Annotated in this window: 7 protein-coding genes; all 7 read right to left on the reverse strand. The window is 52.5% G+C overall.

The annotated features are described in order from the left end of the window. Positions 1 to 43: 43 nt before the first annotated feature. Entirely contained in the window at positions 44 to 748 is a 705-nt protein-coding gene (locus JU82_RS11890) for a thiamine pyrophosphate-dependent enzyme (RefSeq protein ID WP_294892390.1), read from the reverse strand. Further along, complete coding sequence (gene nifJ / locus JU82_RS06555) at positions 643 to 3,555, reverse strand: pyruvate:ferredoxin (flavodoxin) oxidoreductase (protein ID WP_294892392.1); 2,913 nt, start codon at positions 3,553 to 3,555, stop codon at positions 643 to 645. The genes JU82_RS11890 and nifJ overlap by 106 nt, the downstream gene beginning before the upstream one ends. Positions 3,556 to 3,645: 90 nt before the next feature. Then, a complete protein-coding gene (locus JU82_RS06560) occupies positions 3,646 to 6,225 on the reverse strand; it encodes a chemotaxis protein CheW (RefSeq protein ID WP_037948379.1) in 2,580 nt (859 codons plus the stop codon). 150 nt (positions 6,226 to 6,375) lie between these two features. After that, positions 6,376 to 7,812: a protein adenylyltransferase SelO gene (locus JU82_RS06565; protein ID WP_037948382.1), complete on the reverse strand. Its 1,437-nt coding sequence runs from the start codon at positions 7,810 to 7,812 to the stop codon at positions 6,376 to 6,378. A gap of 61 nt (positions 7,813 to 7,873) precedes the next feature. Then, positions 7,874 to 9,685, reverse strand: a complete 1,812-nt coding sequence (locus JU82_RS06570) for a flagellar assembly protein A (protein ID WP_037948385.1) — start codon at positions 9,683 to 9,685, stop codon at positions 7,874 to 7,876. After that, on the reverse strand, positions 9,686 to 11,395 hold the full coding sequence (locus JU82_RS06575) for an efflux RND transporter permease subunit (RefSeq protein WP_037948387.1): 1,710 nt from the start codon (positions 11,393 to 11,395) through the stop codon (positions 9,686 to 9,688). After that, positions 11,395 to 12,375 (reverse strand): efflux RND transporter permease subunit (locus tag JU82_RS06580; RefSeq protein ID WP_037948390.1); only part of this gene is annotated, 981 nt, incomplete at its 5' end. The genes JU82_RS06575 and JU82_RS06580, both read right to left, overlap by 1 nt.

Below are 12,375 nucleotides of genomic sequence, written 5' to 3' on the forward strand. Positions count from 1 at the left end.
AGGGGATTTTTGAGTTCGAATCCCATATAGGATGTTTTCAGGTTCATGATTCTTCTCCTTGTGCGGGAGATTCCCACAGCTGTTCGAGATTTTGGTAGCGCCGCCACATCTGCCGGGCATGTTCGGATGCGGTTGCGAGGAACGTCTCGGCGTTGGCATGGTTCATTTTATCGACCATGCTGAAGCGCGTCTCGTTGTACATGAACTCTTTGACGCCGATCTGAGGCCCTTTGTAATCGAGGGTCATCGGATTTTTGCCTTCTTTGGCGAGGGCGGGATTGTATCGGAACGTCGGCCATAATCCGCATTCGACCGCTTTTTTCTGCTGATCCATGCCGTAGCGCAGATCGTAGCCGTGGGCGACGCAGTGCGAATAGGCGATGATGATGGACGGTCCGTCGTAGCGCTCGGCTTCGATGAACGCTTTGAGCGTCTGGGTATCGCTCGCACCCATCGCGACACGGGCGACGTAGACGTTTTCGTATGCGACCGCCATCATGGCGAGGTCTTTGGGCATTTGGGCTTTGCCTTCGGCGGCAAATTTGGCGACGGCGCCGGTAAAAGTCGCTTTGGACTGCTGCCCTCCGGTGTTGGAATACACTTGCGTATCCAGAACCAGTATGTTGACGTTTTTGCCGCTGGCTAGGACATGGTCAAGCCCGCCGTAGCCGATGTCATACGCCCAGCCGTCCCCTCCGATGATCCAGACCGATTTTTTGCAGAGGTAATCGGCCAGTTCGACCAGCATCCGTGCTTTGGCATCTTGCAGGGTTTCGAGACGTTTTTTGAGTTCGTCGACCCGTTTGCGCTGTTCGAATATTTCCGGCTCGCCGCTTTGGTCGGCGGACAGGATCGCCTCGCACAGCTCCTCACCCGCATCCGCTCTGAGTTCGCGCAGCAATTCCTGCGCATGGGCGGTGTGGTGGTCGATGGCCAGACGAAATCCGAGCCCGAACTCGGCATTGTCCTCAAACAGCGAATTCGACCAAGCGGGACCTCTTCCTTCGCGTTGGCGATGATCATGCGGTCGCCGAAGAGTTGGGAAGCGAGCTTGATATAAGGGGTCTCGCCGCATCCCGGACAGGCGCCGGAGAATTCGAACAGAGGTTCGAGGAATTGGCTCTCTTTGACTTTGGACTGTTCCAAACGGGAACGATCGATCAGGCTCAGCGAGGTAAAAAATGCCCATTGACGGCTTCCCGAATCGCGCAGCGGGTATTGGGGCACCATGTTGATCGCTTTGAGGTTGGCCTGCGATTTGTTTTTTGCGGGACACATTTCGACGCACAGGGCGCATCCGGTACAGTCTTCGACGCTGACTTGCAAGACAAAGCGCTCCGTGTCGCCGAATTCTTTCCCTTTGGCTTGTACCGACGCAAACCCCTCGGGTGCTTCGGCAAGAGCCGGTTCGTCGACGATCCCCGTGCGTATGACGGCGTGGGGGCAGACGAGGACGCATTTGTTGCACTGAATGCAGCTCTGCGGATCCCAGAAGGGAACTTCCAGTGCGATGTTGCGTTTCTCATACTGCGTCGTTCCGCTCGGCCATGTTCCATCCTCGGGGATCATGCTTACCGGGACCCGGTCTCCCTCGCCCGCAACGAGGCGGGCGGTCACGTCGGCAACAAAGGAGTCAAAAGAGCCTTTGAGAAGAGGCTCCATCGCTATGGAGGAATCGGCTCCCGTGAGGGGGACTTCAAACAGGTTGGCCAGCGTCGCATCGACGGCGGCATAGTTTTTGCGGACGATCGCTTCGCCTTTTTTGCCGTAGCTCTTGTGGATGCTCTCTTTGATTTTTTTAATCGCTTCTTCGCGCGGAAGCACGCCGGAGATCGCGAAAAAACAGGTCTGCATCACCGTGTTGATGCGGTTTCCCATCTCGTTTTCTCTGGCGACGCGGTAACCGTCTATCGCGAACATCCTGATTTTTTTGAGGGTTAGCTGTTCCTGCACGCGTCGCGGCAGGCGGCGATAGAGCTCGTCTGCGCCGAAGGGGGAATTGAGCAAAAAGACCGCCCCTTCTTTGGCGTGGGAGAGGATGTCGAATTTTTCCATAAAGACGCTTTGGTGGCAAGCGATGAAATCGGCCTTTTGGATCAGGTAGGTCTTGCGGATTTCCCGGGGGCCGAAGCGCAGGTGCGATATCGTCATCGATCCCGATTTTTTCGAATCGTAGACGAAATATCCCTGCGCGTAGGAGGGGGTTTCAGTGCCGATGATTTTGATCGAGTTTTTGTTTGCCCCGACGGTTCCGTCCGAACCGAGGCCGTAGAAGATCGCCTCGAACGTCCCCTCGGAGGGAAGGGTGAAGGTCTCATCCCACTCCAGACTTGTATGGGTCAGATCGTCGATGATGCCGATCGTGAAACGGTTTTTGGGAGCAGGCTTGGCGAGTTCGTCGAACACCGCTTTGAGCATTGCGGGGGTAAACTCTTTGGACGAGAGGCCGTAACGTCCTCCGATGACGCGGGGCATCGCAAATCCCAATGACCCGTTCATGGAGGCTTCGCCCAATGCACTCATGACGTCGAGATAAAGAGGCTCGCCGAAGGAACCGGGTTCTTTGGTGCGATCGAGTACGGCGACGGATCGGATGGTGGGAGGAAGCGCCGCGACGAAGTGAGAAAGGGAAAAAGGCCGGTAGAGGCGTACTTTGAGTACCCCGACTTTTTCCCCTTGGGAAACAAGATATTCGACACTCTCGTGGGCGCATTCGGCACCCGAACCCATCAGCACGATAAGACGTTCCGCGTCGGGGGCACCGACGTAATCGAAGAGGCGGTAACCGCGCCCGGTGAGAGATTCAAACCGTTTCATCGCCGATTCGACGATCCCTGCGGCGGCATCGTAGTAACGGTTGACGCTCTCGCGTCCCTGAAAATAGACGTCGGGGTTTTGGGCGGTACCGCGGATGAACGGATTGTCCGGGGTGAGGGCACGGGACCGGTGGGCTTTAAGGAGTTGGCCGTCGATCATCGCTTTGAGGGTATCGTCGTTTAGCAAAGTGATCTTGTTGATTTCGTGAGAGGTACGGAAACCGTCGAAAAAATGGACAAACGGAATTCTGGACTCCAGCGTAGCGGCTTGTGCGATCAGGGCAAAATCGTGCGCTTCCTGCACGCTGTTGGAACACAGCATGCCAAACCCCGTCTGCCGTACGGCCATGACGTCACTGTGGTCGGCAAAAATGGAGAGCGCCTGCGCCGCGATGGAGCGGGCAGCGACATGAAACACGGCAGGTGTGAGTTCTCCGGCGATTTTGTACATGTTCGGGATCATCAGCAGCAATCCCTGCGAGGCGGTAAAGGTCGTTGTCAGCGCTCCGCTTTGCAGTGCGCCGTGAACGGTGCCGCTCGCGCCCCCTTCGCTTTGCATCTCCATAACGTCGGGGACCGTACCGAAGATGTTTTTTTCGTGGCGTGCGTGGTAGGCATCGCTGAGTTCCCCCATCGGCGAGGAGGGGGTGATGGGGTAGATGGCGATCACTTCGCTCAGTTTGTAGGCGATTCGGGCAACCGCTTCATTGGCGTCGATCGTGTCTGTTGTAGAATTCATGATTTCTCCCGATGCGAGAATGAACGATTCTACTACGCTTACTGTTAAATTAAATTGATACGGGCACAGAAGCAGCCGCTTCTGCGCCCGTTAGGCCATGACACGGTTGAGCGGGCGGGAGTAGGGCTGCACGAGCTGCATATAAATTTTCGGAATGTCGATGATCGAAATCATTTCGTTCCCGAAATCCTCGGCGCGGTCGGGGATGATGACCGCTTTGGTCAAAGAGTTCTCGTTTTTGAGGACGTTGCTGTAATGGCTGATGGAGCGCAACGGAACTTCCGGGCTGCTGTAAATCGCGTCTACTGCCAGACCGAGATGGAGAATCTGACCGTCAATGTCGGCTTTGACGACGATAATCGTATCTTTTTCTTTGTCGTATTTTTTCTCCATCCCCATCAGCTTGGCAAGTGAAATGACGCTCACCATCCGTTTGTCAAAACCAATGACCCCGAGGTTGTATTCGCTGGCGTGGAGAATCGGCGTGAGTTCTTGATGCATCAGCGAACAGACGACCTCTTTGGATTCGATCGCAAAAAGGGTACTGCCGATGAAAAACGTCGAAATTTCGCACGTCTCTTCCAATCCGCTCGGTTTTGGATAGACATAGGTTCGTCGCTGAGAGCTTTCGGTGTTCTCCAGGGCACATTCTCCGATCGGATGAAAAAGAACGGCGATAACGTCGTTACGGTAGCCGTCGCTGTGTTTGTATTCGCGGTATCCGCTCGAGCAGGTTGCTCCTACCGCATAATACAGGCCGTTGTGGGCGATCATCTGCGCATTGCTTTGAGCGCAGGGAAGTTCGAGTATCGAATCGGGGAGAGGAAGCGATGATCCTACGGCAATTGATGTGTCCGTTGATGAGAGAACACGCCCGCGTCGATCGATAAAGAGGGCAAACATACCGTCTTTGACGTCACCCAGATCGTTTTTGGGGAGGATGTCATGCAGCATCGCCTCAAATTGAGGTCTGGAGTCGAATACGATGCCGATGCCTCCGACGCTTTCTCCTTCAAAATTGCGGATGCAGGCGTTGTAGACATACGTATAGTCGTTATCGTAAAATGTGCTCTGCTCGTAGTCCGACACGACGTACTCCTGGGTCGTCTGAAGTCTCAGCGTGTCCGAAGCCCACGAATGGCCTACTTTTCTTCCGACGTAATGCCCATCAGCAGGATTGGAAACGGCGACGATCGTGCCGTCGCGGTCGTACAGGAACATCGTACTGTAGACCGTATAGAGTGCATTGATGTAGCTGAGGATCGAGCCCATTTTTTCCCGCTCGGAACTGCTAAGGTCGCGTTGTCCCAACAGCTCTCTGAACGTTGTGGTGAGCGCCCACCATCGGCAGTCGTTGGCCCGCTCGTAAAGGTTGCGGTCCATGATGTCGATTGCCAGTGAGGACTGGAACCGTAGATCTTCGAGATAGCGCTCAAGCATGGCAGTGTTGAGGTTGGTGACGGTATGCTCAAAGACCTGTTTTGTCTCTTCGCCCGTTTTGGAAATCTCGCCCAACAGCGCTTTGGTAAAAGGGTTCTCTTTGTTAGAGGCATTGGCGATCTGGACGTTACCGTTCCAGACGGTGATGTCCAGCTCGGTCTGGATTTTTTTCGCTTTTTCCAGAATCTCTTTGAGTTCCTGCGGAAAATAGTCGGTCGTATTGGCAACTTTGTCAAAAAGAGGATTCGCATCCAGCGTTTTATGGGCCGAGGAACGGAATGCTAAATGCATCGGAACCATCGCATGGCCGATCCAGCCGGGGCCGGCATACCCTTGGTAGCCGCTGGTTTTTACCGCTTTGTAGAGGTATTCGAATCCGGCGTAATAGGTCTGATGCGAGTCGCTGTTGCGTGCTTCGAGCGTGGAGCCGACCGGAACATGATGCGGCGAAGAGGAAGCGATGACGCTTCCATCAGGATCTAACAGCTCCAACGCGATGTAGGGGTTCTCGCGGGTGAGTTTGCGGAAGATGCTTCGGAGTTCGTCTTCGAATCGGAAAACGAGACACAATACGCCGAGCGCTTCGTCGGTTGAGGGGTCGCATACCCGGTATGAATAGATCAAAGAGGGTTTGTGATGGGTCAGGTCGGTGGCTCGAAAGGTCTCCACGTATCCCTGATGCGTTTTAAGCGATTCGGCGAGCAGCGGGTCTTTGGTCGTTGTGACCGGATTGTCGTGATCGAGCTGGACGAGGACGCGGCCTTTGGTATCGAGGAGAATGATGTTCTCATAGACGCTGTATTTGGCGACGTATTCGGCGAAGCGCTCGGTCAGGGCTTCTTTTTTTTCCATTTTGATCTGGCGCAGCTCTTCGGAAGCGGAGCGTTCGGCCATGGTCAAAAAGTGCAGGTAGTTTCGGATATCGTCATCCGTTGCGAGAAATCCGATATCGGCCGTTCGTTCAAAAAGGTTGCGGATCAGGATGTCAATCGCCGATTGTGCTTTGGACGAGAGCTCATCAAGACTTTTGTTAAACGTTTCTTGAATCAGACGAACCAGAGGTTCATCGAGAAGGTCTTCGAATGCTTTTCGGGTTTCGCTGGTATCCATCCCGATGTTGGACATGGACCCCAAAAGGGTCAAAAGATCCCATTTATCCGAAAGTGAACTCATATTCTTTTCAAAATTCTGCACATCGGACATATAGCCGATGAGGTGATCGCGCTGCATTAAAACTCCTCATAAATTATCGCTGTGACAGTATAAAAGGCAATCAAAAATTGTAAGCGGTTTTGTTGATCAATTATTAATCAATGAATTGACGGTTACCGATCGGTTACGATAATGTGGTGATTAAATAATCAGTTTTGCCGCTCGGCTTTAGGAGGAGCAGCTCAGTTTGAGGTTGTTCAATGACGGCGGAGTCGGAAGAGCGTACCGCTCGAAAGATTCGTGTTCCCCGTACGGGTCGCGGGCGATACGGAGCAAATCGTTCACGAGGGTGAAATCTTCGTTTTCGGCACGAGTAATCGCTTCTTGAAGGATATGGTTCTTCAGAACGTATTTAGGATTGGTGCGAAGCATCCGTACGTGTCTCTCATCCGTCGATGAGGTGTTGAGTGACAACCGTGCATCGTATCGGTCGAGCCAGGCGTTCAGCGGATCGGGAGAGAGCGCCAGCGAAAGAAGAGCGCTTCGCTTCCCATCGTATCGGCTGAGGGTTCGAAAAAACGGCGTCATGTCGATTTGGGCGTTTTCCATCATGGCAAAGAGAGAACGGAACAAATCGCCATCACTCTCCTGAGCTTCGTCCAGCCCCAGTTTGGCGCGCAAAAGTTCGAGAAGTTTGGTCGTGAAGCAGGGCGCATAGCGTTCCAGCTCGGCTTCGAGTTTGTCTTGCGGTATCAGGGGAGAAAGCGCGAGTGCCAGACGCTGGAGATTCCACAATCCGATTCCCGGCTGGCTGTCATAGCTGTAGCGGCCGTAAGTGTCGGTATGGTTGCAGATATAGCCGCTCTCGAACGTGTCCATAAACGCAAACGGTCCATAATCGATCGTGATACCGATTGCCGACATATTATCGGTATTCATGACCCCGTGGTTGAATCCTACCGATTGCCACTGCGCGATCAGCTCGGCCGTACGACGAACGATTTCGGCGAACATTTTCAGATAGGGTTCCTCGGCTCCGACAAGTTCGGGAAACGATTCGCGTATCAGAAAATCGGCAAGCTTTTCGAGCTCGGCATGGCGGTTGGCGTGAAAAAAATACTCGAAACTTCCGAACCGTATCCATGAAGGTGCCAGACGCAGAACGATAGAGCCTTTTTCCCAGCGTTCGCGGGCGACCTTTTCGTCCGACGTGATGATGGCCAACGCTCTGGAAGTCGCAATTCCAAGACCGTCCATCGCTTCGCTCATCAGATATTCCCGAATCGAGGAACGCAGTACCGCGCGGCCGTCTCCCTGACGGGAATAGAGGGTTTGCCCGGAGCCTTTGAGCTGAAGGTTCCAGCCGTTTGCTTTGCCCAGATTGATGGCGCGGCCGTCCCCGAGCCTCGGAACGTAATGGCCGAATTGATGTCCCGCATAGCACATCGCGTAAAAGCGTGATCCGTTTAGTTGGGATTGGCCGTTAAGAAGTGCTACCGTTTCAGCAGACGAGAGTTCCTCAGGTGCGAGTCCAAGCAGTTCCGCGGCTGCGGGGTTGAGGCTGACAAGACGGGGGTTTTTAAGCGACGTCGGAGCCGATTCGTGATAAAAGATCGGATCAAGTTCCAGATAGGGCGTGGTTAAAGTCAAGTCGGATAATTTCATGAGAGAGTTTTACCTCAAAAACATAAAACCCTCCGAGGCATCTTAAACGAGGTAAATACTTTTAGGATTCCAATAGGAGCTGTTTCTCGTCCCCTTCGCGCCGTAAGCGGATATGGGTCGCTTTTCTTTGGGGGGTAAGAATGTATTCTTGAGAGGTTTTCGGATCGATGAACACAACCCTTGTATGTCCGTTATACGTACCGTGATGGGTGATAACGGCATGCAGATCGGCTTCGTAGAGAGTATCGAGTTCCTCTTTCAGGCGTTGCAGACGCTCATTCTCATCGCTGAGACGTTCTTCTTCCTGCTTCAGGTTTTCAAATTCGGTTCGGTATTGTTGCAGGCGTACGATGTCGGCTCTCATGGGTGATTTTCCGCTTCTGACGGCATCCTTGATTCGTTCCTGAAAATGTTTAATACGGTTGTTCTTATCTTTAAAAGAGATCTCTTTTGCGATAAACTCCTTGCTTTGTTGCTGGAGACGGGATGTGCGGGTTCGGATTTCGAGTTCTATGGCTTCGAGATTCTCCTGGTACGCTTCGATGGCACGGGGATCAATGATGAGATTGTTTCCGTCCCCTTCGATCGTTTGAATCTCGATGGATTCAAGGGCGGTTAGACGGCCGTTGGAATAAAGGGTGTCAACTTCGATGATCCGGGCGACAATCTCCCCGCCGACCATTTTCTTAACCCGTACAATGTCGGCTTCGACGCGTCCTGTCTCCAGAATCTCGATATCGGCCTCTTTGGCTTTCAGATTGCCGCGGTGAAGATGGATATTGGCTTTTTTGGTTACATGGATATTTGTCTTTTTATGCGTTTGGGCTCCGATATGGAGTTCGCACGCCTGAATTTTGGCATGGGCGCCGACGGTTCCGCTGACGTTTAGTTTTTGCACGTCAATGTTGACCCCGATGCCGATGGAATCTTCGTTCGCTTCGTTCTTTTTGACTTTGAGGGAAATTTCTTTGTCAATCCCCGCTTCGATGGAGCCGGTATCGCGCAGACTTGCCGATTCGATGTGGAGTTCCTGAGAAATACTGAACACCCCTTCCAGTCGCTGTACGTATCCTGAAATTCGGGCGTAAAAGCGGATACTGTCGTCGTCTTGTTCGGTCGTGATCGTTTCATCGTCGACCATAATCAGCCCCGCATGGCGGGAAAGCGGCTCGAGTACGGCGATATGGTGTCCGTCGCATCCGCGTCCGTCCCGTCCGTTTTTAGGGAAAATATACTCCAACAGCAAATCTCCCGGTTTGACCCCGTCGATAAAATTATTTTGTTTTTTGAGATTTTTATAGTGCAGGATCACTTTGTCATCAATCGGAGGTACCGGAGGGAAAAACTCTCCTACCGGAAGGCGGTACGGCGCAGTGAGTGGTCCTTCTTTTTGTATTTTCATCAGAAGGCGGGTGATTTCTTTGTCCAGGTTTTGATCGTAAAGCCCGATCATAAACCCGTGCCGAAGCTGTTTGTTCCAAATAGCCTCTTTAATCCATTCCTGCACCCCTTTTTTGAGGGGAATTTCCGATTTCGGATCGATGAGCGCTACGATTTTGCTTTTGTATTTGTCGGTGGCGAGGTTGAAACGAAGATTCAGATACGGGCGGGGTTTGCTGGGATGAATACGGATCTCATATTCTTGGCGGAGGAGAAACGTGCTTGAGCGGATTTCGATTTCCGTCGTTTCGCTGAGGAGATCGTTGCCTTTAAGCAACTGCCACTCTTCATCAACCGTTCCCTCATAATAGGTTTCATACGAAAGAAGGTCGAAATCAAGGGCATCAGCGGTTATCCCCCGGCTATTTGCGACTTCAACCAGCGTATTCGTCACATTGTCAGTAAATTTCGTTACCGGGGGATATTTAGGCAATCAAGGCTCCATAATCGATACTTCAGTACGCTCGTGAAAGTTAAAATGACGTTCCAGATCGGAATTGTCGATCAGAACCGGGACAACAATCAAAGAGGCGATAACTGCCGCAATTGTACCAAAAATAAGTGAAACACCGAGCCCTCCGAATACCGCATCGCTGGCCAGGAGCGTGGATGCGAGGATGATCGCCGCGGCGGTCAGGAAAATCGGCTTGGCACGGGTAGCGGTTGCATAGGCGATCGCCTCTTTTTTATGCATCCCTTTGTCCACCATCAGCGATTTGGTAAAGTCGATCAACAACAGCGAATTGCGCGAGCTGATCCCGATCAGGGCGATAAATCCGATCAGTGACGTTGCGGTGAGGAAGAACGTATCGGCGCTAAAAATATCCATGATCAGATGGCCGAAAATGACTCCGATGATGGAGAGAAAACTGCCCAGCAAGACGATTCCGCTCAAAACGAAGCTTTTGTAATAAACTACCATCAGCAAAAAGATCAATATCAGTGCGGCGATAAACGCGCCTCCAAGATCGACGAACGTATCGAGGGTTACCTCCATTTCTCCGTCCCACAGCAGCTCATAGCGCTCATGGGTTTTTTTGTCAATCAGTTCAAGGTTGAACAGTCCGATTTTGTGAATGTCGTATTCATCGGTAAACGTTTCTAAAATCATCGTACGGGCATCCATCAGCGGGTAAACCTGAGAAACCATGTCGGTTTCGGCCAGGACGTTCGTCATTTGATGGAGGTTTTTGGAGACGATCATCGGATTGGATTTGACCGGAACGATCTCGACGACTTCGGTGATGGGGACCATCATCCCCATCTGGTTCATCAGTTTCAGCCCGGCGAGTTTGTATTCGATCGCCGTTTTGTCACGTGAGGCGAATTTTTTCCCTTCGGGTGTCAACGTCAGAAAAATAGGGATCTGATCGGTCGCTTTTTGGGAGTTTTTGACCGCTACGCCCATCCCCTCGAATGCCAGATAGAGGATATCGTTGACCTGCTTGATGTCCAGACCCGAAAGGCTGATTTTATCGGTATTGACCCGTATCTCGAATTTGTCGTAGATTTCGTCTTGCATGATGTCGATGTCCACAAGCCCTTCGGTTTTGGTAAATACCCCTTTGACCCGTTCGCTCAGGTGGCGGATACCGTCGGCATTGTTACCGTAGACCTCGGCGACGATGGCGGCCATCGTCGGAGGGCCGGCAGGGGGTTCGATAAATTTGATGCTCGTTTGCGGATAGATGCTTTCGCATTGTTTGACGATTACGGGACGCAGCCGTTGCACCATCATATAGGAAGGTTCGTCACGGTCATGTTTTTTCGTCAAATTGACGACCACTTCGGCAACGTTTTCGGAATTTTTAAAATGCGAACCTTTGATAAGTCCCGCGAAATCCAGAGGCGCACCGGCTCCCAAAAAGACTTCGGCGTCCAGCGCTTCTTTTTCTTGCTGCAAAATGCCGACGACACACTCGCTGACGTCGCGTGTCTGCTCGATCGAGCTGCCGCCGGGAAGGTCGATGTAGACCGAATAGGTATCGTTATTTTTCCCCGGAAGCATCTTGGCCAGTACAAGCTCGCTCGGAATCAGGGCTACCGAAACAATAAACGCGCCAAGCGTCCCCCATAACACCTTTTTTTTCTTGGAAGGGGTGTTGAGAATATCCAGCAGATAATTTTCAAGTTTTTTATACATCAGTGAACCTCTGCGTGATGATCGGGTTTTTTAAGAAGCCGTACCGCCAGATACGGGGTAAAAATATAGGCCACAAAGAGCGATGCGATCAGTGCGACGGGGACGTTGGCGGGGATCGGCTTCATAAACTGCCCCATCATCTGCCCGACAAATGCCATCGGTACCATGGTGAGGATGATGGCCAGCGTTGCGATGTTGGTCGGCGCACCGATTTCATCGGTCGCTTCCACCATCAATTCATGCGCATCCTGATCTGCCGCACCCGGTGAATGGAAATGGCGATGGATATTTTCGATAACGATGATCGCCGCATCCACGAGAAGCCCCAGTGAGAGCAAAAACGCAAAGAGGGTGATCCGGTTCACCGTCTGCCCCGTGATGTAGGCGATAAAAAGGGTGATCGCCAAAATCGCCGGAACGGTAAACGTCACGATCAGCGATTCGCGCCATCCTAAAACGAATACGAGGAGAATGGCGATGATAACGATGGAGAGGATCAGGTGGAATACGAGTTCGTTGACCGCTTCGTTCGCCCGTTCGCCGTCGTTGCGGGTGATGACGTAACTGATACCCTGCGCTTTCATCTGCTCTTTGTATTTTTCGAGTTCTTCTTTGACCGAATCGGCGATGATGACGGCGTTGGTCCCTTGCAATTTGGAAACGGTCAGGGTGATCTGATCTTTCAGCGGCGAGAATTTCCCGTCTTCGCCGCGCACGGTGACGAGGGCCGATTTGAAGTTCTGGATGTCGCTTCCGGCTGTGACGGTGGCGACATCACGCAGATAGATCGCCGATCCGCCGTACTGGGCAACGATGATGTTCCCCACATCCTCGATGCTCTCGATCGCGTTGCGTACGCCGATCATCACAATCTCGTTCTTCTCGGTTTTCCCTTTGATCTCCGGGACATTGTAGGCCAGCGACTGGGTCGCCTGTACGATCTGACCGAGCGAGAGGTTGTAACCGCTGAGACGGTTCAT

The sequence above is a fragment of the Sulfuricurvum sp. MLSB genome (assembly GCF_000747095.1).
GTDB lineage: Bacteria > Campylobacterota > Campylobacteria > Campylobacterales > Sulfurimonadaceae > Sulfuricurvum.